Raw genomic sequence first — 25,150 nt, forward strand, 5'->3', positions numbered from 1 at the left:
TCATTTTATTGGATAAAACCGCTTAATCCCATTTCTTATGAAATTGATTTCTGATAATATCTTTACAAATGACATATAATTTTTGTTTGGAGGATTCAAATGAAAATAGATGAGATTGACCGCCGTATTTTACTAGAGTTGCTGAACGATTCAAGATTATCGATGAGAGAGCTGGCAAAAAAGGTAAATCTCTCAGCTCCTTCCGTAGCGGAACGGGTTAGAAAATTAGAAAGTGAAGGAATTATCGAAGGATATACTGTGAATATAAACTATAAAAAATTAGGGCTAGGTATCGAATGTTTAGTAGAGGTCACCCTTAAAAATGGAGAGTACGAGCGGTTTAAAAGGTTTATAGAGCGTGATTCGCGTGCGGTTTTTTGTTATCGAATCGCTGGAAGGGCTTGTTATATGGTAAAACTGCGTCTAGCAGCGTTACATGAATTAGAAGAATTTATTAACGAAGTCATCAGTTATGCTGGGACTGTTTCCCATATTATTTTGTCAGAAGTAAAAATAAAAAATAGTTCTTTAGAACCGTTATGAAGGTTTAACATCATCATGAATGAGGGATTGTCATAACGATTTGAACATCCGCTTTCTTTCGACAAATCCCAGTGGCAAATGTTGCTTTAATGGGCGAAAGTTTGGTATCATCATTATATTGTGAAAGGTCGAAACTCTCGGAGGTGAAAGGGTATGTCAAGAATTTCTATTGAACAAGTCAAACACGTGGCTCATTTGGCGCGTTTAGCGATTACAGATGAAGAAGCAGAAATGTTTACGAAACAATTAGATGCGATTATTACATTTGCCGAGCAATTAAACGAATTAGATACAGAAAACGTTCCGCCAACTTCGCACGTGCTTGATATGAAAAACGTCATGCGTGAAGATGTGCCAACACCAGGTATTCCTGTTGAAGATGTGTTGAAAAACGCACCGGACCATAAAGACGGACAAATTCGCGTGCCGGCGATTCTTGAGTAAGGAGGGAAGAATAGATGTCTTTATTTGATCATAAAGTATCCGAACTACATAGCATGTTACATAAGAAAGAGATTTCCGTTTCCGACCTAGTAGACGAATCATTTAAACGAATTTCCGAAGTAGAAGATAAAGTGCAAGCGTTTTTAACATTAGATGAAGAAAACGCTCGCCGTAAGGCAAAAGAGCTAGATGAAAAACTTGCGAAAGAACAAGAATTTGGCTTACTTTTCGGTATGCCGATTGGAATTAAAGACAATATCGTAACAAAAGGGCTGCGTACTACTTGCGCAAGTAAAATCCTTTATAACTTTGATCCAATTTACGATGCGACGGTTATGCAGCGCTTACATGAAGCAGATGCGATTACAATCGGTAAATTAAATATGGACGAGTTTGCGATGGGTTCTTCTACAGAGAACTCCGGCTTCCAGTCAACACGCAACCCTTGGGATTTGGAGCGCGTACCGGGCGGTTCCAGCGGTGGTTCTGCCGCAGCCGTTGCCGCAGGGGAAGTCCCGTTTGCGTTAGGTTCTGACACAGGTGGTTCGATCCGTCAACCAGCAGCATTCTGCGGTGTTGTTGGATTAAAACCTACATATGGCCGCGTATCTCGCTTTGGTCTTGTTGCCTTCGCATCTTCACTTGACCAAATTGGACCGATTACGCGTACAGTTGAAGATAACGCGTACCTTTTACAAGTGATCGCAGGTCTTGACCCAATGGATTCCACATCTGCGAACATCGATGTTCCTGACTATGTATCCGCATTAACAGGCGACATTAAAGGCTTAAAAATCGCTGTGCCGAAAGAATATTTAGGTGAAGGTGTATCGGAGGAAGTTCGCCAGTCTGTATTAGATGCATTAAAAGTGTTAGAAGGCCTTGGCGCAACTTGGGAAGAAGTATCGCTTCCACATTCAAAATATGCGCTTGCAACTTATTATTTATTATCATCTTCAGAAGCGTCAGCGAACCTTGCTCGCTTTGACGGTGTTCGCTACGGTTACCGCACAGACAATGCGAAAAACTTAATTGATATGTACAAGCAAACACGCAGCGAAGGATTCGGCAACGAAGTAAAACGCCGCATTATGCTTGGAACATTCGCGCTAAGCTCTGGTTATTATGATGCTTACTACAAAAAAGCGCAAAAAGTGCGTACGTTAATTAAACAAGACTTTGAAAAAGTGTTTGAAAAATACGATGTGATTATCGGACCAACGACGCCAACTCCAGCGTTTAAAATTGGTGAAAAAACAAGTGATCCATTAACGATGTATGCAAACGACATTTTAACGATTCCGGTGAACCTTGCCGGTGTTCCGGGAATTTCGATTCCGTGCGGATTCTCTAACGGCTTGCCGCTAGGATTGCAAATTATCGGTAAACACTTCGACGAAAGCACAATTTACCGCGTTGCTCACGCGTTTGAACAAGCAACCGACTATCATAAACAAAAACCAGCACTGTAAGGGGGTAAGAAGAATGAACTTTGAAATGGTCATCGGACTTGAAGTCCACGTCGAATTAAAAACAAAGTCGAAAATTTTCTCAAGCAGTCCAACTGACTTCGGAGCACCCCCAAACACACAAACGAACGTGATTGACTTAGGTTATCCAGGGGTTCTCCCTGTTTTAAACAAACAAGCGGTGGAATTTGCCATGAAAGCGGCAATGGCATTAAACTGCGAAATTGCGACACATACAAAATTCGACCGTAAAAACTATTTCTATCCAGACAACCCGAAAGCGTACCAAATTTCGCAATATGACCAACCAATCGGCAAAAACGGTTGGATTGAAATTGAGGTAAACGGCAAAAAGAAAAAAATCGGCATTACGCGCATTCACCTTGAAGAAGATGCCGGTAAGTTAACGCATACAGGCGACGGTTATTCATTAGTAGACTTTAACCGTCAAGGTACGCCGCTCATTGAGATTGTATCCGAGCCAGATATCCGCTCACCGGAAGAAGCGTATGCCTATCTTGAAAAGTTAAAATCCATTATTCAATATACAGGCGTGTCCGATTGTAAAATGGAAGAAGGTTCGCTTCGCTGCGACGCCAACATCTCCCTTCGTCCAATCGGTTCAGACAAGTTCGGTACAAAAACAGAGTTGAAAAACTTAAACTCTTTCAACTTCGTTCGCGCTGGACTTGAATACGAAGCGAAGCGCCAAGAGAAAATCCTTCTTTCTGGCGGTGTCATTCAACAAGAAACACGTCGCTTTGACGAAGCAACAAAAACAACGATTTTGATGCGTGTAAAAGAAGGTTCTGAAGACTATCGTTACTTCCCAGAACCAGACCTTGTTGCGCTTTACATCGATGATGAGTGGAAAGAGCGAGTGCGAGCAACCATTCCAGAACTTCCAGACCAACGCAAAAAACGCTATGTTGAAGAGCTTGGTTTGCCGGAGTACGATGCGAAAGTATTAACGCTCACGAAAGAAATGGCTGATTTCTTTGAGGCGACAGTAGCTAACGGAGCTGATCCGAAATTGGCTTCGAACTGGCTCATGGTTGAAGTATCTGGATACTTAAACGCAGAGCAAAAAGAGCTTCATGAAATCGCGTTAACACCAGAAAGCCTTGCTGGCATGATTAAGCTCATTCAAAATGGCACGATTTCTTCAAAAATCGCGAAGAAAGTGTTTAAAGAACTTGTTGAAAAAGGCGGAGATCCAGAACAAATCGTCAAGGAAAAAGGACTTGTTCAAATTTCTGACGAAGCTACATTGCGTAAAATCGTTCTCGAAGTGCTCGATGCGAACCCGCAATCCGTGGAAGACTTCAAAAACGGAAAAGACCGCGCGATTGGCTTCTTAGTCGGCCAAATTATGAAAGCAACAAAAGGACAAGCCAACCCGCCGCTTGTCAATAAATTGTTATTAGAAGAAATTAATAAACGTTAATGATCAACGCTGGCTGTATGCGATATGCAGCCGGCGTTTTTTGATTTTATTTTTCGAAAATTTCATATTAGGATTAAGTTGTTCAAGAAACGATGTGGTACAGACTCTTCAATGTGCCTTATTCAAGCATCAGCTAATTGAGCTAAGGATAAACTTGTGATACGAACCGATAATGGACTGCCATTCATCTCACATACCTTTGAAGCTGCTTGTGAGAGATTTTAAATCGAGCATGAACGGGATTTTATCGTGGACACTGAATAGGAATACCTATATTGAAGCGTTTTACCGTTTACTGAAGGAAAAATGTCGAGGGAGAATGGTGTTTGACAGCTATGAGGAGGCTTATCAAGCTACTGCGGCTTTATAATGAACGGAGGATTCATTCGATTATTCTCGATCTTCTGCCGCAAGAATTAATTCTATAAAATAGCGAAAACAGAAGTGTTAATAATGATTAAAGAAGTTCGAGTATAAGGCAGATTTTATCTTTTCTTTGCCAAGCAAAAACGAGAAATTTTACGAATAGCCTAAAATAAGATAGAATGTGTCCAAATTAGAGGTAATTCGATTTTTATAGATTGCTATGTGAATTCTTTCGGATTAAAGTATATTGTAAAGAAGTTGCGTATGAATAAATATGAGACATCAAAGATGAACGTGGAGGAGAATATATGAAATGGTTGATCGTATGGGCTCCAATGCTTGAGTTTCTTATAGGGGGCTTAGCTGTTTTTTTCTTGGCTGAGAAATTTAAAGAAGTAGCGTCTATTATGATTTTTCAGTTTATACTATATATGGTTCTTATGAATGCCTTACTGATCTATGGTTTTTTGATTAAACATTAGAAGTTTCCTCAGTTTATCCAGAGAAACTTCTAATATTTGTAAGTAAATACATATTGCAGTTCACATATATGAATATCCCCCTCGCTCCACGCAAGGGGGGAATCTATATAAAAAGGGGGGGATTAGGTAGCTATTGGGCCGCTTTTAATTGCTCTAGTTCTTTTTCGACTTCCTCTTGCAGCAGAGGGTCGAAGTGAAGCGGTTTGGTTGATTCGTATACATAGCTGCTTGCTTTTGCTTCGGCTTCAAGAGCAAATACGCGCTCTTCCATTCTTGCGAAGCCTTTAAGGGCATGGTCCGGGCTAAAAGAAACGAGCGATGCATTGATGTCTTTGATTGCTTTAGCCGCATGGGCGCGGGCAATTAAGTCCAGCTGCTTTACTTTTAGTTCTTCGTACTTTTCTTTCAGCTGCTTTAATTGTTCTGTTAAGTATGTTGTTTTTTCTTTCAATGTTTCGTATTGTTGTTGATAGGAAGCAAGTTTTTTCTCGTATACAATTTTTTCTTGTAGCGCCATTTTAGCGATGGTTTCTTCCTTTCGTTCTACGGCCAGTTTCGCTTGGCGCGCTCTTTTTTCAATCATTTCTTTTGCTTGTTGAATCAGCTGTTCATAGCGATGTTCAACGGCAAATTGCTGTGATAGAGCAAGCTGTGCTTTTTCGATTTGGTCTTCGAGCTCGCGAAGGTATTGTTTTGTCATGCTGATAGGGTCTTCTAATCGATCGACAAAGTCATGTAAATCGGCGAGCATCACATTTTTGACCCGTTTAAAAAGTCCCATTATTCTTCCTCCTTTTGAATTTTCTTTTCCCATTCATCTAAAAAATCACGTTGCTGCATGATAGGAGTTGTCAATGATGGCAGCTCCTCATTGAACACTGGGCGTTTCGTTTGTTTATACATGACGTAGGTAGCGAATAGTGCGAATGGAATGAGCAAGATTTTTGGTAAAAGCGCCACGAATCCAATGATCATGAACGCCAGTCCTGTCCATTTCCAAGCGCGAGAACGGTTAGCTGTTTTCCAGATTCCCCATCCGGTCATAATCATCGCCAGCTGGAAAAGAAGAGGGATGAATCCGAACATCATCCAGCCGTTTGGAGGCATCATTCCGCCTCTGTGCGGACCATGATGAAAGGCGAAGCGGTGGTGTTCAAATGCACCGTGTCCATGATGAGGAGGCATGTCCATCATTGGCATTCCGTTATAGCGTCCAGCAAACCCCATGTTCATGAAAAATCCGCTGCGAACAGCACCATAAGCAATGATGGCGAAAAGCAAAAGCCATAGGATCACGGTTCTCTTTTTCATTCGTATTTCACCTCCTTTTTTCTTAGTGAGCTTGTTTACACTTGGCATTGTAGGGAAGAAAAGAGAAAATTAGGTGAAAAAAGCAGGGGGATTGAAAAAATTTTTTTTCTAAAAAGAAAAAGACACTTTTCGCTGTGAAAAGTGCCTTGGATGTAATAAGAGGTTACGATAGAGAAAAAGGAATTTTTACAATGAACTCTGTGCCTTTGCCTACTTCACTATAGACATCGATTTGTCCTTTATGAGCGTCGACGATCCATTTGGCGATCGATAAGCCGAGGCCGTGTCCGCCGTGTTGGCGGGTGCGCGCTTTGTCGGCACGGTAAAAGCGTTCAAAAATTCTTCCGACATCTTCAGGCGGGATGCCGATTCCTGTATCTTTGACAGAGATGATTAGCAAACGTCGCTGTTTGTATGATTCGATATGAAGTTTTACGGAAACTTCGCCGCCATTTGGTGTGTATTTAATAGCATTATCTAAGAGAATGTATAATAGCTGTGTTAATTTATCGGCATCTCCAGAAACGATGACGGATTCAGGAGAGTCGAAATGAAGGAGGATTTCCTTTTTCAAAGCCAGCTCTTCTAACGATTGGAGCGTTTTCTCGGCATGAGGACGGAAATCAAACGTTTCCTTCATCAATTCAAGTGACGCATGTTCCGAGTCGGCTCGGGCGAGTGTCAGCAAGTCGTTAATCAGCTTTTTCATTCGTTTCACTTCGTCTCGCAATCGGTGCAAGATTTTTTTACTAAAATCATTTGTTATGATGTCTTCTTCCATTTCCAACGCTTCGACCGATGAGAAAATAACGCTTAATGGTGTCCGCAGCTCATGGGAAGCGTTCGCAACGAACTCACGTTGACGGTTGTAAGCCTCTTGAATCGGAACGAGCGCTCGTTTTGACATCAAATGGCTTAGGAAAACGGCAAAACCGATAAATAACACCGTCAGCCCGATGAGAAGGATCAACAGCCACTTAGAAATTTTTGAAAAAAACGTGATATCCATCCCGATATATAACACGCCGACAAAATGGTTCTCTATGATAATCGGACGGGCGACGGTAAGCAGCTTTAAGTCAACGGAGCGAAATCGCGAAAACTCATGCATATGCCGAGGGATATGAACTTCGACATATTTAAGCTCATTTTCTTCCGGTGTCCAATCGTTCAATGTCTCAAGAAGAAATGGCCGTAATTTTTTGTTCACTTCATCGCCCATAATGAGCTCCCCGCGCGAATTGGTAACATAAAAAAAGAATTGGTCTTCGCTTAAAAATACAACATTTTGATTCTCGATAAAGCCGGGAACTGTTTGTTGAAGGAGGATGTCTTTAATCGCTTTCGTTTCCTGCTCGGCAAGGCTCATAATTCGTCGCTCTTGGTCATTGGTTATAATGACGTAAAACAGAGAATAGACGATAATGATAAAAAACGTTAGAAAAATCATCAGCATCCCGCTGTAAAGTGTGGTTAAACGCCATTGGGTGAGGCGAAACATATCTTGCTTGTTTTTAAAAATGAACGAAAGAAATTTATTCTTCAATTTTATACCCCACCCCACGCACGGTTTTAATAATGTCAGCATCTAGTTTTTTTCGAAGTAGTTTGACCGTTGCATCAATTGTTTTCATCGAAACGTCCGCGTCATATCCCCAAATGCGATCGAGAAGGACCTCTCGAGATAATACATGCCCTTTATTTTGTAAAAGCAAATCAAGAAGTTGAAACTCGCGCGGTGTTAGAAAAATTTCTTTATCACCGCGATGGAGTGTATGGCTTGTCCGATTTAGAACAAAATCTTTAAAGTGAATCGTTTCTTCTTGAATCGGCACAAACGTGCGGCGGGACAATGCTTTTAAGCGCGCCATGAGTTCATCGATTTCAAATGGTTTGACGAGATAATCGTCCGCTCCTGCTTCTAGTCCTTCAACGCGGTCTTGAACAGCATCTTTCGCGGTGAGCATTAAAATCGCTCCCGAATAGCCTTTTTGGCGGAGACGCTTGCATATCGTTACACCATCGCCATTTGGCAGCATCCAGTCTAAAATGAGGACGTCATAAAAGGAAGCAAGTGCATATTCGTATGCGTCTTCGCCTTCCTCAACCCAATCGACTTTGTCGACCCCTTTTTTCTTTAACATATGCACAATCAGTTCCCCTAAATATAAATCATCTTCTGCCAGAAGAATTTTCATTCGTTCGTTCTCCCTTTCTTTCTTTCTTCTACTTATTAATCATCATAGCAAATGTTCGTGAAAAATAAGTGAAAATGTACTCAAGTATAGTTTCTATTCTTTTTCTTTTTCACCGTATTTTCACCGTTGTTTTTTAGAATGAGGCCAGACAAATGAAAACGAATGAAAGAGGGGATATAAGATGAACTTACAAGAATATGAAAATACAAACGCTCAACGTAAAAAAAGAAGATTTTTCCCATTTTTGTTTGCCTCAGTAACAGGAGCGGTTTTAGGAAGCGCTGTGACCCTTTATTTCGCTCCTGTTCTCGAAGGGAATGAACTCATTTCATTTATTCACAATATGAAAAATGAAAAAACAGCCATCGTAGCGGGGACGAAAACTTCTGAAAATACGCTTCCGATTCAGGCCACTTCTAATAGCACAGACAACATGATGAATGCGATTGCGAATGTAACAGAAGCAGTTGTCGGCATCATCAACATTCAGCAGCAAACGAATGTTTACTCATCTCTGTCTCAAGAACAAGAAGCTGGTACAGGATCAGGGGTTATTTTTAAAAAATCAGGAAATGATGCTTACATTGTTACAAATAACCATGTGATTGCAGGAGCTAATAAGGTAGAAGTATCTCTTGCTAACGGAGAGAGAATTCCGGCAGAAATGGTAGGTGCCGATCCATTAACAGATTTAGCCGTATTAAAAATCGATGGTCAATATGTGAAAAAGACAGCCAGCTTCGGAGATTCATCGAAGCTTCGCATCGGTGAACCAGTAGCGGCGATTGGCAATCCATTAGGACTCGATTTAGCAAGTACGGTTACGCAAGGGATTGTCAGCGGCAAAAGAACGATTTCCGTTTCTACTTCAGAAGGAGAGTGGGATTTAAACGTTATCCAAACCGATGCGGCGATTAACCCGGGAAACAGCGGCGGAGCATTGATTAATAGCGCCGGACAAGTTGTTGGAATTAATAGCCTTAAAATTTCAGAGGCTGGTGTAGAGGGATTAGGATTTGCGATTCCAAGTGAAGATGTGAAGCCGATTGTGGAAGATTTATTACAGTACGGAGAAGTGAAGCGGCCCTATCTTGGAGTAGGATTGCGAAATGTCAGCGATTTTCCGTCAGCGATTCGTCTTGAACAGTTAAATTTGCCGGAAAATGTAACAGAAGGAGTCATCATTACAGCCGTTGAACCTTCTTCTCCAGCGGCGGAAGCGGGACTCCAAGCAAAAGATGTCATCGTATCTATAAATGACACCAAGATCGATAGTATCAGTGCATTAAGAAAATATCTTTATACGAAAACAAAAATTGGCGAACAAGTTAGCCTAAAGCTTTTCCGTAACGGAAAACAAATGAATGTCTCTCTCAAATTGAGCGAACGCCAGGAGCGTCAATGATGTCTATAAAATAAAAGACACTGTTTCTTTAGGTAACGGGTTCGGTTTTGAAGTACAAAATCGCAATTAGCGGCTAAAATCACAGTAAAATTAGCACTCGAATTAACAAGCAAATTAACACAATAATTGCCATAAAAATTGCTCAGGGCATAAGAGCTCTGAGCGATTTTTTTCCATTGGCTTATTGAACTAACGCACCCGTTAGTTGAACAAGACTTTATTTCCAAAATCTTACCAACGTTTTTTCAGGTATTTCAATATTATCAATGTCAAAGTCATTGATTCTAAGAGTTATTTCACCTACTCGCTTTTCAGTTTCTTCCCCCACCCAACAACTATACAATTCAAAAAAATCACCTTCTTGAAGATGACTGTCCATAATTTTACATAGTTCTAGTAGTTTCTCTTTCGATTCAGCAAGCAATTTTGGACTCATATGCTTCGAAATTTCAATCCCCCAATGACTTGATACCTCATAAACATAAGGAGTAGTAAACTGACGTTTCTTTACATTTTCTCGATGATACTTATTCGAGAAACAATCACCAATTATAATCAAATCATCTGAATCTTCATCACTGAGCGGTATCTCTACATTACAACCAATATAGCTTGCCAAACTCATTCTTCCTCACTCCTTTTCACTTCTGACTAATTTCCACATTTCCCCACATTGCTTGTCAATTTTATCAATACTATAAGTTATAGATTGCATTCTTAAACTATTCTGCCTCTTTAATTAAATAAAAAAAGGCGGATATCCTTATTAGAGGATAGCACCCGTTAGTTCAACAAGGTATCCATTAGTTAATAGATATATCTAAAAGTTTGAAATTTCCCTTTCTCTATAACAGATTTATATTCTTCACCATTATTTTTTTCTTCTAAAAGAGAGTCCATTTCTTTATCACTGATGTTATAATGCCTTTTATTTAGAAAGCTGACGCTTCTAATTGTTGGATGTTCTAATATTGGTGATAAGTCACCATCCATAACATTAGTATCAACAAATCGAAAATCAATTAACTTAGGGAAGTGATTTAAAAAAGACAGATTCTCAAGATTGCCACAAGAGTTAAGGCAAAGAACTCGGAGATTCTTAAGTGAACATAACTCCTCGGTTGGAACGAATTTCTTTGATTGATTAATATGCAAATGTTCTAAGGTATCAGCTACTTTTGATAAACCATAATCGTATTGTAATTTAGTGCAATAATGTAATTCTAAACGCTTTAATTTATTCATTTTTTCTATCCCAAGGAAATCTTGTATATTGGACCTGTTTAATTCTAGATAGAGGAGATTTTCAGGAATATCAACAAAGTTACCCAGCTTACTCTTTTTATGATGCCATAAGATTAAATACTCAATATCTTGAGGTATCATTTCTTTTAATTTATCTTCTTTTAAATCTAGATGAAGATAAAGATTATCGGGGATTTCGTCAAACCAAATCGTATTATTTCTCCAGTAATCCATTTTGAATCGCCCCTATATTCGCCATTATTTCTTTTATATTATCATTTAGGCTTATTCAACTAAACTGCCCCGTTAGTTGAAGAACGGTCATCTTAATTTTAACATAAATATCCAGTAAACCTTCTTTATAAATATGAAATTTAGCAAAGTAATTGGCAATTGTTTTAACATATGAATTCGCAGGATGACAATAACTTCTGTCACCTTGCTAAATAAGGTGCGAATTAGGGTGCCATTTTACCTCCATTTTTCCCAAAAACCTCGTCATATCAATAAAATGAATCAGTCCAATTCTAAGCGAATTGGACTGATAATTGCTGTACTATTTAATGTTTTGTACTAGAAAACCGAACCCGTTATTCTTTAGGACAGTGTCTTTATTTTACATTTCGTATATTGTTTAGGGAATGCTGCGGTTTTTCCAAACAAAAATTTTTAGTGTTTGGTACGATAACAGCATTTGAATCATTTTTGTCTTATTTCTTCAGCTAAAGAAACATTTAAAAATTTTTCCCTAAATAGAAAAATTATGAAACATCTTGTGGTTTAGTTCGTATTATTAATCGAACACGGGCTGAAAGGGGAAGATGGAGATGTTCGGATATCCGCTTGAAACCATTTACTTATTTATGCTCATTGTCAGTGGCAGTGTAACCCTCATTTATATTGTGTTAAGCGATGTGTTAGATGGAATTTTTGATTTTCCCGACTTTACCTTTTTAAGCCCGCAATTGATTTTATCTTTTCTTACTGTTTTCAGTGCCTCTGGATTTTTGTTCAGAAAATATACTGAATTTTCTGATGTGTTAATCAGCCTTACCAGCGTTGGAATCGGCTTGATTATTGTAATAATTTTGCACTTTTTTGTATTCATTCCGTTAAAATCGGCAGAAACATCGCTTAATTATTCGGAAGCGGATTTGGAAGGGCGTATTGCGAAAGTGATTGTGACTCTTCCAAAAGACGGATTTGGTGAGATTTTAATTCAAAGTAAAAGCGGTGCTATTTCGAAGCCGGCTCAAAGCATTCAAAATGAAGAAATTCCATCTGGGAAGGAAGTGGTTATCGTGGAGATGACAAAAGGCTTTGCGAAAGTAGCGAAATATAATCCATATGATTTCGAATTTGATTATAAGGGGGAATAGGAATGATGCCGTTGCTTGTTGTCATTGGTGTTGTTGTCTTTTTGCTTGTCGGTCTGGTGGCACTTTTCATTTTACGTTATCGCACTGTTGGTCCTGATGAAGCGCTCATTGTCACAGGAAGCTATCTTGGCAGCAAAAATGTCCATGTTGATGAATCTGGAAACAAGATCAAAATTGTTCGCGGCGGTGGTACGTTTGTATTGCCAATTTTCCAGCAAGCCCAGCCGCTTAGCTTACTGTCCATTAAACTTGATGTACAAACGCCGGAAGTATATACAGAGCAAGGCGTTCCCGTCATGGCGGACGGCGTGGCGATCATTAAAGTTGGCAGCTCGATTGGAGAAATTGCCACAGCCGCTGAGCAGTTTTTAGGAAAAACGAGACAAGACATGGAAAACGAGGCAAAAGAAGTATTAGAAGGTCATCTCCGCTCGATTCTCGGTTCGATGACAGTAGAAGAAATTTATAAAAACCGCGATAAGTTCTCACAAGAGGTACAGCGCGTTGCTTCACAAGATTTAGCGAAAATGGGATTAGTCATTGTATCATTCACGATTAAAGATGTACGTGACAAAAATGGTTATCTCGATTCCTTAGGTAAGCCGCGCATCGCTCAAGTGAAGCGTGATGCCGATATTGCTACAGCAGAAGCGGAAAAAGAGACGCGCATTAAACGTGCTGAAGCAGATAAAGAAGCGAGAAAAGCGGAATTAGAACGATTGACGGAAATTGCGGAAGCAGAAAAAATCAACCAACTTAAGTTAGCAGAGTTCCGTCGTGAACAAGATATCGCGAAAGCGCGTGCGGACCAAGCGTATCACTTAGAAGAAGCGAAAGCAAAACAAGAAGTAACTGAGCAGCAGATGCAAATTAAAATTATTGAGCGTCAAAAGCAAATTGAGCTCGAAGAAAAAGAAATTTTACGCCGCGAGCGTCAATATGATTCTGAAGTGAAGAAGAAAGCAGATGCGGACCGTTATGCCGTCGAGCAAGCAGCCGCTGCGGAAAAAGTAAAGCAAATGGCCGAAGCAGATGCTCACAAATATCGCATCGAAGCGATGGCAAAAGCCGAAGCGGAAAAGGTACGCATCGACGGACTCGCAAAAGCGGAAGCAGAAAAAGCAAAAGGGGAAGCCGAAGCCGAGGTGATACGCTTGAAAGGTCTGGCGGAAGCCGAAGCGAAGCAAAAGATTGCCGAAGCGTTCGAACAATACGGCAAAGCGGCGATTCTCGACATGATCTTAAAAATGCTTCCTGAATATGCGAAACAAGTGGCAAGCCCGCTTGCGAACATCGATAAGATTACAATTGTCGATACAGGAAGTAGCGATGCGAGTAGCGGAGCAAACAAAGTCACTAGCTATGCGACAAACTTAATGGCCACATTGCAAGAATCACTTAAAGCCTCTTCTGGCATTGATGTGAAAGAATTGCTTGAGAACTTCTCAGGAAAAGGCAATGTAAAAAACAGCATTGACCAATTAACGAAGGAAATCGCTGAACAAAAGAAAGCGAACGAAGAATAGTGAAATACAACGGGAAAGCTGTCTTGATGAAAAACATCAGGACAGCTTTTTATTGGAGGTTAACGGAATGTTGGTTGTATCTTTAATATCACTCTATGACGCTCTTTTTTCATAATAGAATACATGACTTCACATAAAAGGTGGGGTTTTGTTTAATTGACGGACTGCTCCAAATAAGGATTTTCTTTGTTTTCCTTATAATGGTATTTTAGGGTGAAGTTGCATCGTAAAAGCTGGTGCTGTAATAGATCATGATGTTTCTATCCCTCCGTCATCTTTCTAATGTAAATTTCATATATTTATAAGTAAACCAATATTGCAAAACGGGAGGTATAAGCAGTTTGTTAAACATCTATAAAAATATATGAAATCATGTAAATATCTTCTATTATTGGACGTGGAGGGATGGATATTCTCCATCTTTTCCATCGTCTCCTGTCTTATGATAAAAAATGATCTCCCCCTTCCTCATGTAAAAGGAAATGAAGAAGATTTAGCGAATATATGTTCTGAAGAATCCAAACATAGGGGGAAGGCAAGGAGATGAAAACGGTTCGGGTGATAAAAATCGTTTCTAATGATGAATCACAACTTCGTTCATTGGATGAATTATTGCGCGTCTTTTGTTCAGCGAAGCGATATGCGTTCAACCGTTTACTGGAGGGAAGGAACGCAAAAGAAATCATCAAGCATCTTCCGCACCAATTTCCGCTCAACAAACGGTATGCCGAAGATGCGGTCTTGCTTGCTCAATCGCTGATTACTTCTCAACGTGAGTTACTTCCGATGCGGATAGAGGATGTGCAGGCGAAAATCGAAAAAACCGAAAAGAAAATCGATGAGTATCAACATGGACGAAAAACACCGAAGAATGTCGATCTTCTAACATGTTTGGGAGGATTGCGCCAACGGTTAGAAAAGTTAAAGGCGAAAGAAGCCGAGCTAACGCATCATCTGGAACAAGGGACGATTCCAAGCGTGATTTTTGGTGGAAAACCAAACTTTTATAAGCGTTTGAAAGGAAAAATCACGAACGAAGAATGGAAAGATTTGCGCTCGAATCAGTTGTACGCTCGGGGAGATAAAAGCAAGAAAGGAAACTTAAATATTCGCCTAGTGTATGACGATAACACCTATGAATGTTATGTGGAAATCGCCAATCCGTTTGGGCAACAGGAAAGCAAACCTGCTCCCCGTTTACGATTCCCTGTGTCTGTTCCTGAAAAATATGAACAGGAAGTCATCGATGTCGTTATGGGCGAGCAGGCGGGTGTGAATTCAAAAGGGAAGCCCATCATCGACTACCAGCCATACACGGTTGAAATCAAACGCAAAAACGGAGAGTATTATCTACATCTCATTTATGAGGAAGAAGTGTATGGTAGAGAACTTACCTACGATGAACTGATTCAAGGGGAACAAATAGCAGGGATTGACATCAACATTGACCGAATTGCGGTGACCATTATTTCTCGACAAGGAAACTTCATCAAATCGAAAGTGTTTTACTGTCATGAACTCGAATATGTGAAAGCGAATAAACGAAACAACATCGTTGGAGAAACCGTGCGCAATGTGTACGATTGGTTGCTTCAAGAAAACGTGGGCGCAGTGGTCATCGAAAACATTCAACTAAGACAGCAACACGATACAGACAAACGATTCAATCGCTTGACACACCATTTCAAAAAGAAAAAGCTAACAGAAGCGATTCTTCGTCGGGGCTTACGGCTTGGGTTTCACATCAAAAAAGTGAATCCAGCGTATACCAGCGTTATCGGTCGTTTCAAGTATATGAAAAAATACGGGTTATCCGTTCATGAAAGTGCGGCGTTGGTGATTGGCAGACGGGGATTAGGGTATCATGAACGATTGCCAAAAGAACTCATTGACACCATCAAAACGAACGTGAAACGCCATTTGATTGCCATGTTAGGGTCGATGGAAGAATCCTACAAGCAATCAAAAAGCGGAACAAAACAACGACAATATCTAGGTATGATGTTAAAAAAGATAGAGAACTTCAAAGAGGAACATGAATGGTCATTATGGAATATATTGCACAAATGTTGTTGGCTGAACCAGTATCAAATTCAACTAAAGGAGGTGTAGACCTGGTTACTAACATCGTTGTCGTGTACTGACCGATGGAAGGAATGGTGCACGACAGGTGCCGTCGCTAACAGCGAGCCACGGGGTGTCTTTCACAGCAGGTGAATGACAAGGGGATTCCCTTCCTGATGGAACTCAGGTGTTTCCTGAGCGGTAAGCGATGTTTCCTGGTTCCATCGTGATGGGTCGATTTTTATAGATTTTAGTAACCAGGGATAAAAATGTATTATGCTCGTTTGGTTTGCTATAAATTAGGAACTGGGCAAAGACGAGTTGCAGAGAGATTGGCAAAAGAATTTGATACAATCAATAGAAACTTACCCGGATTTAGAGGTAATGTGTATTTTTTTGATGATACAACTGGTGAATATAGAGCTTTGAACTATTGGGATACAAAAAATGATGCAGAAAACGCCCATAAAATTTTGTTTCCTAAATTAGAGAACGAACTTAAAAACTTTACAAAGGAGAAACCAACTTATAAATTATTCGAAGTATATGACCCCTTTGAAGGCGGGAACTTGTTTTCTCGATGAAAATATGAACTGTGAGCGAATAGGTGGGGGATTAAGATCAACATATCGTTTTATTACGTAATAGGACGATCGTGTGCATTGATGAGATCGTTTTTTGTTTAGTTACGGATGAAATGAGCGCCTTTTAATAAGGCGTTTTTTTATTGTCTAGAAATTAACATGAAAGAATAACTAGGCTATGATTGAAAAAATCATAAAAAATTTGCGAGAAAGTGTAGGGGAAATGAGCCATTGTTTCGTCTATATAAATGAAAGCAGATAGAAAGGGGGAGAGTGAGATTCAAGACGAAGCTTTAATCGCCAAAGTAAAGAAAGGCAACGAGCATGCATTTCGCTTATTAATCGAGAAATACCGTGATTATTTATTTAAAACAGTATACTCGATTATTCGTAATGAAAAAGATGCCGAAGATATCACACAAGAAGTATTTGTCCGAATGTATCTTTCACTCCCCCAATATCAATCACAGGGTTTTAAAGCATGGATTACGCGCATTGCCGTGAACTATGCAATTGATGTAAAGCGGAAAATGCAGCGGAAGCGCGAAGAAATGTTGGAGGTTATTGAGGTGGAAGCGAATGAAAGTGTCGAGCTTCCGATTATCCAAAAGGAAGAACGGGAGCGAATTCGTCAACGTCTTGAGGCAATTCCGCCTAACTATCGAGAGGTAATTTATGCTTATTACATTGATGAAAAATCGTATCAACAAATTGCTAAAGAACAAAACATCGAAGTGAAAACAGTTGAGACAAAGCTATACAGGGCACGCAATTGGCTAAGAAAGAATTGGAAGGAGGAGGATTTTCGATGAGTCATTACACAAAAGAAGAATGGCGGCAATTCATTTTTGATGTATTGCCAGAAGAAAAAAGAGAAGAAATGGAGAATCATCTTTATTCGTGTGATGAATGTTTAGCGGTATATATGGAGCTCATTGAACAGAGTGCTTCCGGATTGCCAACTCCTTCAGAGAAAGCTATTTCAGCCGATGTCATCCTTGAACAAGCTGCGCTAGATGCAAAGCTGAAGCGGATGAAGAAGCCACAGCATAAACAAAAACTGCTTCATTACGGAATTGCTGCGATCATTACGATTGGGTTTATGTCTTCTGGAATTTTCCAATCTGCAACGAATGCAGCCGTTCTAGGAACAAATATATCAGAAAACAGACCGTCCTATACGGAACAATGGATGGATAAAACATTATCATTTCTTGATTGGTTAAAACCGAACAAAAAGGAGGAAGGGAACAGCCGATGAACAAAAATTCGTTAGTCGCGTTCTTTTTATCGTTTATCCCTGGTACTGGTCATTTTTATTTAAATAAGAGAGCAAGGGGAGTGCTCTACAGCTTTGGCTTTTTTGCGCCCATTGTTATGGCGATAGGTCTAGCGTTTTTGACACATGACAGTGACGTGCTCGCTTTAACGCTCTTTTCTTTGCTTATTTGGTTAATCAGTATTTTAGATATGATTCTTACACTCATAAAAAGAAAGCCGGAATATACGCCTGTACAAGGGGAAGGAATGAATTTGCCGTCAAACGAAGATAACGAAAAGTTTTATACCATTCTGCTTTCATTCATTCCAGGGCTTGGACATTTTCAGCTTGGTTTGATGAACCGCGGGTTAACGTTATTAATTAGTTTCTTTGGTCTTATTATCATGATATTTTTTGTGGCTGTATTGACACATGAAGGTAGCTTTCTAGTTTTTTTAGGAATTTTGCCGATCATTTGGATTTACAACATGTTTGATATGATTCAACAGCTTAACCGAAAACAAAATGGTGAGCCACTGGTCGATCGAACGATTTTTGAAGATTTTGAAATAAAACGCGAGGACGGAAGAAAAAGCAAGACACTTGCGACTATCCTTTCTATATTTCCTGGCGCGGGTCATATGTACTTAGGGTTGCAGCGCAGAGGATTGCAATTAATGGCTGCGTTTTTGCTGGCGATTTATGTGATGGATGTGTTAAGACTGTCGGCATTTTTCTTCCTTATTCCGCTCATTTGGTTTTACAGCTTTTTTGATGCATTGCAGAAGGCGTCGAAGTACGGCGAAGAGGAACTAGAAGACCTTCCGATTGTTTCTTACTTTGTGAATCACCAAAAATGGATTGGAGTCGGTTTGTTGTTGATGGGGCTCTATTATTTCCTTGACAGCATCTTACTTCCAACGTTTGCTCCATATCTATCGGAATTGTTACAAATCGACCTCTATTACTGGTATCAACGATTGTTTCAAACGACGATTGTTTGCATTTTATTAATTGGCGGCGGAATCAAGCTGCTTTTAGGCAGTAAAGAGAAGAAGGGAGAGGAGATGAAATGAGAAAATGGCGTGTGGGGACGGTGTCGATGGGCGCCTCCCTTATTTTACTTGGTATCGTGTTATTCATTTCTCAATGGAAAGGAATGGGGGCTGCAGACATTTTTATGAGCTGGTGGCCTTTTCTCTTAGTGGTGCTCGGTGTTGAAATTCTTGTGCATTTTTATTTTTCAAAGAGGGAAAATACATTTATCAAATATGATTTTCTAAGTATCATCTTTATCGGAGTGCTTGGTTCAGTAGCGGTAGGATTTGTATTGCTTTCGTCAACAGGTATACTGCAAGAATTTCGCACCGCAGTCAGTGCGGAAACGAGAGTCTTTCATTTACCGGAAGTACGTCAATCTGTTTCTTCCGAGATTAAAAGAATCGTGTTAAGAACGGGAAGTCAACCCGTTGTGATTGAAGGAAGCAAAGGTAACGAAATCCAGATTTTTGGAACGTACCAGTCAATTTCAGCTAATGACATCCAAAGGCCAGAAGATTATGTTACGATGAATATTGTTGAGGACACAATGTATATGACCATAAAAGAAATGCCGCGGAAGGAAGGACTGTTCCATACGATGAGCACGATGACTCCCACCGTAATGATTCCCCAACATCTTTCGCTCGAAGTACGAGGAGGATATAATTCAGTGTTTCTTTATCCGCGACAGCTTGCCGCCAATTGGACCGTTTCGAAAGCAGAGAGCGTTCATATTGAATTAGATAAAAATACAAATATTCTCGTAACAGCTGTGACACATGAGAGTTTAGAAGACGGGAATATAGCATGGCAAAGAGAAAAAAGCACAGGACCTCAAAAAGACGACTTGCCACCGCAAGCGTTTAAAGGAAAGATTCAGTTAGGAAACGGAACTCATCATATTTATGTTTTCGATTCGCAACGTGTAGCGGTACATGTGATTAACTAGAAGATTAAATGGGGTCTGGTACCAGCATATTTTTTAATGAAAATTTTCGATGGATTTTGATATAATATCTCAGTTGTTGTATATATTTCTTTAATATGGACATTTATAAGACGAAAAAATTGCAACAACCTTTTCGTTTCGATATTATGTTAAATAGTGGAAAAGGTATGGTAACTTATCTTATAACAAATAGGATGATGGGGATATGAAAAGAGCAAGAATTATTTATAATCCAACATCAGGACGCGAAATATTTAAAAAGCATTTGCCTGATGTATTAATTCAGCTGGAGCAGGCGGGTTATGAAACATCTTGCCATGCGACAACAGGGGCGGGGGATGCAACGAAAGCTGCAAGAGCAGCCGTAGAGCGTGAATTTGACCTTGTTATCGCCGCTGGTGGAGATGGTACAATTAACGAAGTAGTGAATGGAATTGCTGATCAAGAATATCGCCCAAAACTCGGTATTATTCCGGTTGGCACGACGAATGATTTTGCCCGGGCGATTGGTGTACCGCGCACAATTGAAGGGGCATGCGATGTCATTGTCAACGGTGAAGCCGTGCCAATCGACATTGGCTGTGTTACAAATGAAGGTAGAACACATTACTTTATCAATATTGCCGGAGGCGGTCGCTTAACTGAGTTAACGTATGAAGTACCAAGCAAATTAAAAACGATGCTTGGACAGCTGGCATATTATTTAAAAGGAATTGAAATATTGCCGTCAATTAAAGCGACCGAGGCGTGTATTGAGTATGACGGCAAAGTATATGAAGGCGAAATTATGTTATTCTTAGTTTCGCTTACGAATTCTGTTGGTGGATTCGAAAAATTGGCACCCGATTCTTCGTTAAATGATGGCATGTTTGATTTAATTATTTTAAAGAAAACCAATCTTGCCGAATTTATTCGCATTGCAACGCTTGCCGCAAGAGGTGAGCACATTAACGATCCACATTTAATTTATACGAAGGCCAACCGCATCAAAGTCACCTCGCCAAACAAAATCCAGCTTAATTTAGATGGCGAGTACGGCGGACTATTGCCTGGCGAGTTCGTCAACTTGTATCAACACCTTGAAGTATTTGTACCGAAAGAAAAAGCAAGACAAATGAGAGCAGGGCAGTAACCTGTTCTCTTTTTGTGTCTAAAGCAATTGTATGATACAATCAGTGCAGCATTTTTACGAAAAGGAAGTAGGAACGATGACAAAAGTAGAAGCTCCAGTTGCGAAAAATGAATACTATGACGTGACTTTTGAAGATTTAACACATGACGGTGCTGGTGTTGCGAAAATCGACGGGTTTCCGATTTTCGTTGCCAACGGACTGCCTGGGGAAAAGGCGAAAATTAAAGTGATCAAAGTGAAAAAAGGCTACGGCTATGGCCGCTTAATTGAACTATATGAACCGAGCCCGGATCGCGTGGATGCGCCGTGTCCGATTTATAAACAATGCGGCGGATGCCAACTTCAGCACTTAAGCTATGAAGGACAGTTAAAGGCAAAACATAAACATGTGAAAGAAGTGCTCGCGCGTATCGGGAAGATTGAAGACGTCATTGTTCATCCTGTGCTTGGTATGGGTAATCCGTGGCGCTATCGCAATAAAGCGCAAGTGCCGGTTGGCGAGCGCGAAGGGGGACTTGTTGCTGGCTTCTACCAGCAGCGCAGCCATGAAATCATCAATATGGAAGCCTGTCTCATCCAGCAGGGAATGAACGATGTTGTTGTACAAACGGTGAAAAAGATTTGTGAAAAATATGGTGTGAAAGCATACAATGAAGAAACACATAAAGGTGTGCTTCGTCATATTATGGCGCGTTATGGAGCAGTGACAAAAGAGGTAATGGTCGTTCTCATTACGCGCACGGAAGATTTACCTCATAAAAAGAAAATTGTTCAAGAAATTATCGAAAACGTCCCAAACGTGAAGTCCATCATCCAAAACATCAATCCGAAACGGACGAACGTCATTATGGGTGATGAGACGAAAGTGTTGTGGGGAGCCGAATACATTTACGATTACATCGGTGATATCAAATTCGCAATCTCGGCTCGTTCCTTCTATCAAGTCAATCCAGAACAGACGAAAGTGCTATATGAAAAGGCGCTAGAATATGCACAGTTAACAGGTGAAGAAACAGTCATTGACGCTTACTGCGGCATCGGTACGATTTCGCTCTTTTTAGCGAAGAAAGCGAAAAAAGTATACGGTGTAGAAGTTGTGCCGGAAGCGATTGAAGACGCCAAACGCAACGCCAAGCTTAACGGTATTGACAACGCCGAATTTGCCGTCGGTGAAGCAGAAGTCGTCATTCCAAAATGGTATGAACAAGGTATCCAAGCTGACTGTATCGTCGTCGACCCGCCGCGCAAAGGCTGCGACGAAGCCTTGCTGCAAACGATCATTGCCATGAAACCTAAGCGCGTCGTGTATGTATCATGTAACCCGGCGACATTGGCAAGGGATTTACGAATTCTCGAAGATGGCGGGTATAAGACAATTGAAGTGCAGCCAGTGGACATGTTTCCGCATACAAATCATGTTGAAAACGTCGCGAAGCTGGTGTTGAAAGAAGAGACAAGTTGTTTTGGTTCGTAAGGGTTTTAATGAAATGGAAACGAACGTTAAGTTTAAGCATGGTAGTTACCAATTTAGCCATTCAATTTAATAGGTAGAAATTTCGAAACAAGGAATGTAGCTAGAGGATTTTGTTGAATATATTTACAAAAAATAGGCTGACCCTCAAGCGAAGTGTCAGAATCCACAACCATCATATATATAACACGGGTACTATATATGATGGTTGCGCGAGAGGTGATCAGCCTTTATGTTTATACCCCTTCTACATTCAATCTCCGCACCAAAATGATCTGAGATAATGGGCTTATTTTTGTCATATGCTTGTCAATGCTCATGATTCACTGGTCCTTCTAGGAACTTTTAAGTATGAATAGGAATTTGTTAGTTATTCATTTCTCGTTTTCATTTCTTCATGTTCTACTGTTTGATAAAATAAGTTTGGAAAATATAGGAATGAGAGGGCGAGATGTAGTGAAGAAAACCGTTCGTGTGGTTGGTGCGGTGATTTATAACGAGCAAAATGAAATCTTGTGTGCACTGCGTTCTCCGGAAATGTCACTGCCTAATTTTTGGGAGTTCCCGGGCGGAAAGATGGAAGAAGGAGAAAATCCTGAGGAAACATTGGTGAGAGAAATTCATGAGGAATTAGGCTGTACCATTGAAGTGTATGAAAAAATGAAAGAAGTTCATCATGAATATCCGAATATCATTGTTCATTTGCTTACATATAAAGCGAAAATCGTTGAAGGAGAGCCGAAAGCGAAAGAACATGCAGAATTAAAATGGGTACCGATTCGAAACTTACACTCCCTTGAATGGGCACCTGCTGACATTCCAACCGTAGAGGCATTATTAAAAGGGGTCTGACCCCCGTCACATTAACGTATTAATGCGTTAATATAGTGGGGGTCAGACCCCCACTGCTGGAAACGATTAAAGGAATAGGAGAGAAGGAGATGTCAATTTGGCATAATTCAAATTTTGTAAAGTTGTTTATCGGCAGGCTGCTTGCCAATGCGGGAGATAGTTTATACATAGTGGCAGCAATGTGGCTTGTTCATAAAATGGGAGGTTCTACATTTTATACGGGCTTAGCCGGATTTTTAGTGATGCTCCCGAACGCTTTGCAAATGTTCCTTGGACCGATTGTTGAGAAATTACCGGTGAAAAAAACATTAGTCGGCACGCAAATGCTTCAGGCCGGGGGTGTTTTATTGATTCCGATTGCTGACTTGTTTGACCTTTTATCGGTATGGATGATTCTTGTGATCATGCCGTTACTTGCGCTCATTAATCAACTAGTCTTTCCCATTCAATCTGCATTATTGCCGATGTTACTGGAGAAAGAGCAGCTTGTGAAAGGAAATACGGCGTTCTCGTTTGCTTTTCACGGAATGGAGTTTGTGTTTTCGACATTTGGCGGCTTATTAATTACCGGGGTTGGTGCAGCAACGATTTTATGGGTAGATTCCATTATTTTCATCGCAGCGATGCTTTGCTTTATCTCGCTTCGTTTACCAGTTAAGCGGTTAAATGAAGACAAAGCAGAGCAATCATTCAAAAAGTATGTTCGTGATTTAAAGGAAGGTGTAGGACTTGTGTTTCGCTCGTCGCTTATTATAGTAGTTCTTGGAAGTGTTGTCGCGAATTTTGCGTTTGGGATGGTAACAGCAGTATTGCCCGATTATGCGGACGAACGCGGCGGGGCGGCGATGTATGGATTTTATTTGGCGTCATTGTCGATTGGTATGCTTATCGGTTCGTTATTCGCTCCGGTATTTCAGCGTTTTCCATTTGGGAAAGTCGTCGTGTTCATGTTTTTCTTGACGGCGGTATTGTGGGAAGCGGCTGTATATGTGCCAAATGTGTATGTAAGTGTTGTGCTATTCGCTTTGTCACTCATGCCGATTGGCGGCACAAATGTATTATTTTCAGCATTAATGCAAAGCATTGTTCCGAGCCGTTATTTTACCCGCGTCATCACTGTTGTCGGAAGCATATGTGTTGGTGCAATGCCGCTTGCTTCGTTTCTAGCAGGTACGCTTGCAGTCCAATGGGGGAGTACGCACGTATTGGCCATTCCAGCGTTTGGCATGCTATTTATTTCTCTCTATTGGCTGATCATACCAATGTTGCGGAGTTTACCAAAAACTGATGAAGTGAAGCCGGAAGCGTTTGGTTTTACAATAGAAACGAAAGAGAAGGCAATCCCATCGTAGCTGTTTGCTTCATTAGTATTGGCATGAAGCAAAAGGATTCGACGGAAAAATAACGCTGTAAAAGTTTCAAATTGGAAAAATTAAAAAAATAGATCTGGCCTGGCCTTGCTTATACACAAGCGGCAATTGAGACCATTTTCCCTGGTTTTGGAGCTATTGCATTATGTTTCTTCGCGTTTACGACGATTATGGCCTATTATTACATTGCAGAAACGAATATTGCTTACTTAACCCGCGAATGGCCGATGCTTGCTTTAAAAATCGTGATGCTCGGTGCCACGTTTTATGGATCAGTAAAAACAGCCAGTCTTGCATGGGCATTAGGTGATGTTGGTTTAGGTATCATGGTTTGGTTAAATGTTATTGCGATTGTCATTCTTGCTAAACCGTTGCTAAAAGCGTTAAAAGATGACGAGGAGCAGAAGGAAACAAGGGATTAACCCGGTATTTGATTCTGTTAAATTAGGTATGAAAAACGCCGACTACTGGGTAAATGAATTTAAGAAAGATGAAGAATGGGTTTCTTAATATGGAATAGACTTTTAAAAAGCAGGAACCGATTAAAGGTTTCTGCTTTTTTATATATCTTAAATTTTTTCCTTAACAAAATTGTCAAACTATATACAACG

Annotated in this window: 24 protein-coding genes and 1 pseudogene; 19 read left to right on the top strand and 6 right to left on the bottom strand. The window is 40.3% G+C overall.

Going from position 1 to position 25,150, the window contains the following annotated elements:
• Positions 1–99: 99 nt before the first annotated feature.
• From HNQ85_RS13465 to HNQ85_RS13485, 5 genes are all read left to right on the top strand, one after another.
• Positions 100–543, top strand: a complete 444-nt coding sequence (locus HNQ85_RS13465) for an Lrp/AsnC family transcriptional regulator (RefSeq protein ID WP_181538243.1) — start codon at positions 100–102, stop codon at positions 541–543.
• Between the two features lie 153 nt (positions 544–696).
• The gene (gatC, locus tag HNQ85_RS13470; RefSeq protein WP_181538244.1) at positions 697–987 is read left to right on the top strand and encodes an Asp-tRNA(Asn)/Glu-tRNA(Gln) amidotransferase subunit GatC; all 291 of its coding nucleotides are present in this window, start codon (positions 697–699) and stop codon (positions 985–987) included.
• 14 nt (positions 988–1,001) lie between these two features.
• Complete coding sequence (gene gatA / locus HNQ85_RS13475) at positions 1,002–2,459, top strand: Asp-tRNA(Asn)/Glu-tRNA(Gln) amidotransferase subunit GatA (RefSeq protein ID WP_181538245.1); 1,458 nt, start codon at positions 1,002–1,004, stop codon at positions 2,457–2,459.
• Positions 2,460–2,472: 13 nt separating this feature from the next.
• A complete protein-coding gene (gene gatB / locus HNQ85_RS13480; RefSeq protein ID WP_181538246.1) occupies positions 2,473–3,903 on the top strand; it encodes an Asp-tRNA(Asn)/Glu-tRNA(Gln) amidotransferase subunit GatB in 1,431 nt (476 codons plus the stop codon).
• A 674-nt stretch (positions 3,904–4,577) separates the two neighbouring features.
• A complete protein-coding gene (locus HNQ85_RS13485; RefSeq protein ID WP_181538247.1) occupies positions 4,578–4,751 on the top strand; it encodes a hypothetical protein in 174 nt (57 codons plus the stop codon).
• 130 nt (positions 4,752–4,881) lie between these two features.
• Here HNQ85_RS13485 and HNQ85_RS13490 read toward each other — a convergent pair whose 3' ends face one another.
• The 4 genes from HNQ85_RS13490 to HNQ85_RS13505 form a co-directional block, all read right to left on the bottom strand.
• A complete protein-coding gene (locus HNQ85_RS13490; RefSeq protein WP_181538248.1) occupies positions 4,882–5,532 on the bottom strand; it encodes a PspA/IM30 family protein in 651 nt (216 codons plus the stop codon).
• A complete protein-coding gene (locus HNQ85_RS13495; protein WP_181538249.1) occupies positions 5,532–6,062 on the bottom strand; it encodes a hypothetical protein in 531 nt (176 codons plus the stop codon). Before HNQ85_RS13495 ends, HNQ85_RS13490 begins: the two co-directional genes overlap by 1 nt.
• A gap of 163 nt (positions 6,063–6,225) precedes the next feature.
• On the bottom strand, positions 6,226–7,563 hold the full coding sequence (locus HNQ85_RS13500; RefSeq protein ID WP_409994138.1) for a sensor histidine kinase: 1,338 nt from the start codon (positions 7,561–7,563) through the stop codon (positions 6,226–6,228).
• 34 nt (positions 7,564–7,597) lie between these two features.
• Entirely contained in the window at positions 7,598–8,260 is a 663-nt protein-coding gene (locus HNQ85_RS13505) for a response regulator transcription factor (protein ID WP_181538251.1), read from the bottom strand.
• Positions 8,261–8,441: 181 nt separating this feature from the next.
• Between HNQ85_RS13505 and HNQ85_RS13510 the strand changes: the two genes are divergently transcribed.
• Positions 8,442–9,665: a S1C family serine protease gene (locus HNQ85_RS13510; RefSeq protein ID WP_181538252.1), complete on the top strand. Its 1,224-nt coding sequence runs from the start codon at positions 8,442–8,444 to the stop codon at positions 9,663–9,665.
• A gap of 217 nt (positions 9,666–9,882) precedes the next feature.
• Here HNQ85_RS13510 and HNQ85_RS13515 read toward each other — a convergent pair whose 3' ends face one another.
• Both HNQ85_RS13515 and HNQ85_RS13520 read right to left on the bottom strand, forming a co-directional pair.
• Positions 9,883–10,290 (bottom strand): KH domain-containing protein, encoded by a 408-nt coding sequence (locus HNQ85_RS13515; protein ID WP_181538253.1) that lies wholly within the window; start codon positions 10,288–10,290, stop codon positions 9,883–9,885.
• A gap of 182 nt (positions 10,291–10,472) precedes the next feature.
• The gene (locus HNQ85_RS13520; protein ID WP_181538254.1) at positions 10,473–11,144 is read right to left on the bottom strand and encodes a hypothetical protein; all 672 of its coding nucleotides are present in this window, start codon (positions 11,142–11,144) and stop codon (positions 10,473–10,475) included.
• A 593-nt stretch (positions 11,145–11,737) separates the two neighbouring features.
• Between HNQ85_RS13520 and HNQ85_RS13525 the strand changes: the two genes are divergently transcribed.
• The 13 genes and pseudogenes from HNQ85_RS13525 to HNQ85_RS13585 all read left to right on the top strand — a co-directional run.
• Positions 11,738–12,289, top strand: a complete 552-nt coding sequence (locus HNQ85_RS13525; RefSeq protein WP_181538255.1) for a hypothetical protein — start codon at positions 11,738–11,740, stop codon at positions 12,287–12,289.
• A 2-nt stretch (positions 12,290–12,291) separates the two neighbouring features.
• The gene (locus HNQ85_RS13530; protein WP_181538256.1) at positions 12,292–13,815 is read left to right on the top strand and encodes a flotillin family protein; all 1,524 of its coding nucleotides are present in this window, start codon (positions 12,292–12,294) and stop codon (positions 13,813–13,815) included.
• A gap of 543 nt (positions 13,816–14,358) precedes the next feature.
• Positions 14,359–15,927, top strand: coding sequence for an IS200/IS605 family accessory protein TnpB-related protein (locus tag HNQ85_RS13535; RefSeq protein WP_181538257.1), 1,569 nt, complete (start codon positions 14,359–14,361; stop codon positions 15,925–15,927).
• A gap of 221 nt (positions 15,928–16,148) precedes the next feature.
• Positions 16,149–16,463 (top strand): hypothetical protein, encoded by a 315-nt coding sequence (locus HNQ85_RS13540; protein ID WP_181538258.1) that lies wholly within the window; start codon positions 16,149–16,151, stop codon positions 16,461–16,463.
• A gap of 248 nt (positions 16,464–16,711) precedes the next feature.
• On the top strand, positions 16,712–17,275 hold the full coding sequence (locus HNQ85_RS13545) for an RNA polymerase sigma factor (protein ID WP_181538259.1): 564 nt from the start codon (positions 16,712–16,714) through the stop codon (positions 17,273–17,275).
• Entirely contained in the window at positions 17,272–17,724 is a 453-nt protein-coding gene (locus HNQ85_RS13550; protein WP_181538260.1) for an anti-sigma factor family protein, read from the top strand. The genes HNQ85_RS13545 and HNQ85_RS13550 overlap by 4 nt, the downstream gene beginning before the upstream one ends.
• Positions 17,721–18,800, top strand: coding sequence for a hypothetical protein (locus HNQ85_RS13555; protein WP_181538261.1), 1,080 nt, complete (start codon positions 17,721–17,723; stop codon positions 18,798–18,800). Before HNQ85_RS13550 ends, HNQ85_RS13555 begins: the two co-directional genes overlap by 4 nt.
• Positions 18,797–19,714 carry a LiaF transmembrane domain-containing protein gene (locus tag HNQ85_RS13560; RefSeq protein ID WP_181538262.1) on the top strand — a complete coding sequence of 306 codons (918 nt, stop codon included), beginning with the start codon at positions 18,797–18,799 and terminating at the stop codon, positions 19,712–19,714. The genes HNQ85_RS13555 and HNQ85_RS13560 overlap by 4 nt, the downstream gene beginning before the upstream one ends.
• 205 nt (positions 19,715–19,919) lie before the next feature.
• Positions 19,920–20,846, top strand: a complete 927-nt coding sequence (locus HNQ85_RS13565) for a diacylglycerol kinase (RefSeq protein ID WP_181538263.1) — start codon at positions 19,920–19,922, stop codon at positions 20,844–20,846.
• A gap of 76 nt (positions 20,847–20,922) precedes the next feature.
• Positions 20,923–22,320, top strand: a complete 1,398-nt coding sequence (gene rlmD, locus HNQ85_RS13570; protein WP_181538264.1) for a 23S rRNA (uracil(1939)-C(5))-methyltransferase RlmD — start codon at positions 20,923–20,925, stop codon at positions 22,318–22,320.
• A gap of 453 nt (positions 22,321–22,773) precedes the next feature.
• Positions 22,774–23,169, top strand: a complete 396-nt coding sequence (gene mutT, locus HNQ85_RS13575) for an 8-oxo-dGTP diphosphatase MutT (protein ID WP_181538265.1) — start codon at positions 22,774–22,776, stop codon at positions 23,167–23,169.
• A gap of 89 nt (positions 23,170–23,258) precedes the next feature.
• Positions 23,259–24,521: an MFS transporter gene (locus tag HNQ85_RS13580; RefSeq protein ID WP_181538266.1), complete on the top strand. Its 1,263-nt coding sequence runs from the start codon at positions 23,259–23,261 to the stop codon at positions 24,519–24,521.
• Between the two features lie 101 nt (positions 24,522–24,622).
• Positions 24,623–25,049 (top strand): annotated as a pseudogene (locus HNQ85_RS13585) (alanine:cation symporter family protein); the annotation flags it as partial.
• Between the last annotated feature and the right edge of the window lie 101 nt (positions 25,050–25,150).

The organism is [Anoxybacillus] calidus, assembly GCF_013760845.1.
GTDB classification, from domain to species: domain Bacteria; phylum Bacillota; class Bacilli; order Bacillales; family Anoxybacillaceae; genus Paranoxybacillus; species Paranoxybacillus calidus.

Bases quoted from the DNA above. Each gene is read 5' to 3' on its own strand.
- HNQ85_RS13465 (WP_181538243.1), top strand. From the start codon at position 100: ATGAAAATAGATGAGATTGACCGCCGTATTTTACTAGAGTTGCTGAAC.
- gatC (WP_181538244.1), top strand. From the start codon at position 697: ATGTCAAGAATTTCTATTGAACAAGTCAAACACGTGGCTCATTTGGCG.
- gatA (WP_181538245.1), top strand. From the start codon at position 1,002: ATGTCTTTATTTGATCATAAAGTATCCGAACTACATAGCATGTTACAT.
- gatB (WP_181538246.1), top strand. From the start codon at position 2,473: ATGAACTTTGAAATGGTCATCGGACTTGAAGTCCACGTCGAATTAAAA.
- HNQ85_RS13485 (WP_181538247.1), top strand. From the start codon at position 4,578: ATGAAATGGTTGATCGTATGGGCTCCAATGCTTGAGTTTCTTATAGGG.
- HNQ85_RS13490 (WP_181538248.1), bottom strand. From the start codon at position 5,532: ATGGGACTTTTTAAACGGGTCAAAAATGTGATGCTCGCCGATTTACAT.
- HNQ85_RS13495 (WP_181538249.1), bottom strand. From the start codon at position 6,062: ATGAAAAAGAGAACCGTGATCCTATGGCTTTTGCTTTTCGCCATCATT.
- HNQ85_RS13500 (WP_409994138.1), bottom strand. From the start codon at position 7,563: ATGTTTCGCCTCACCCAATGGCGTTTAACCACACTTTACAGCGGGATG.
- HNQ85_RS13505 (WP_181538251.1), bottom strand. From the start codon at position 8,260: ATGAAAATTCTTCTGGCAGAAGATGATTTATATTTAGGGGAACTGATT.
- HNQ85_RS13510 (WP_181538252.1), top strand. From the start codon at position 8,442: ATGAACTTACAAGAATATGAAAATACAAACGCTCAACGTAAAAAAAGA.
- HNQ85_RS13515 (WP_181538253.1), bottom strand. From the start codon at position 10,290: ATGAGTTTGGCAAGCTATATTGGTTGTAATGTAGAGATACCGCTCAGT.
- HNQ85_RS13520 (WP_181538254.1), bottom strand. From the start codon at position 11,144: ATGGATTACTGGAGAAATAATACGATTTGGTTTGACGAAATCCCCGAT.
- HNQ85_RS13525 (WP_181538255.1), top strand. From the start codon at position 11,738: ATGTTCGGATATCCGCTTGAAACCATTTACTTATTTATGCTCATTGTC.
- HNQ85_RS13530 (WP_181538256.1), top strand. From the start codon at position 12,292: ATGATGCCGTTGCTTGTTGTCATTGGTGTTGTTGTCTTTTTGCTTGTC.
- HNQ85_RS13535 (WP_181538257.1), top strand. From the start codon at position 14,359: ATGAAAACGGTTCGGGTGATAAAAATCGTTTCTAATGATGAATCACAA.
- HNQ85_RS13540 (WP_181538258.1), top strand. From the start codon at position 16,149: ATGTATTATGCTCGTTTGGTTTGCTATAAATTAGGAACTGGGCAAAGA.
- HNQ85_RS13545 (WP_181538259.1), top strand. From the start codon at position 16,712: ATGAAAGCAGATAGAAAGGGGGAGAGTGAGATTCAAGACGAAGCTTTA.
- HNQ85_RS13550 (WP_181538260.1), top strand. From the start codon at position 17,272: ATGAGTCATTACACAAAAGAAGAATGGCGGCAATTCATTTTTGATGTA.
- HNQ85_RS13555 (WP_181538261.1), top strand. From the start codon at position 17,721: ATGAACAAAAATTCGTTAGTCGCGTTCTTTTTATCGTTTATCCCTGGT.
- HNQ85_RS13560 (WP_181538262.1), top strand. From the start codon at position 18,797: ATGAGAAAATGGCGTGTGGGGACGGTGTCGATGGGCGCCTCCCTTATT.
- HNQ85_RS13565 (WP_181538263.1), top strand. From the start codon at position 19,920: ATGAAAAGAGCAAGAATTATTTATAATCCAACATCAGGACGCGAAATA.
- rlmD (WP_181538264.1), top strand. From the start codon at position 20,923: ATGACAAAAGTAGAAGCTCCAGTTGCGAAAAATGAATACTATGACGTG.
- HNQ85_RS13580 (WP_181538266.1), top strand. From the start codon at position 23,259: ATGTCAATTTGGCATAATTCAAATTTTGTAAAGTTGTTTATCGGCAGG.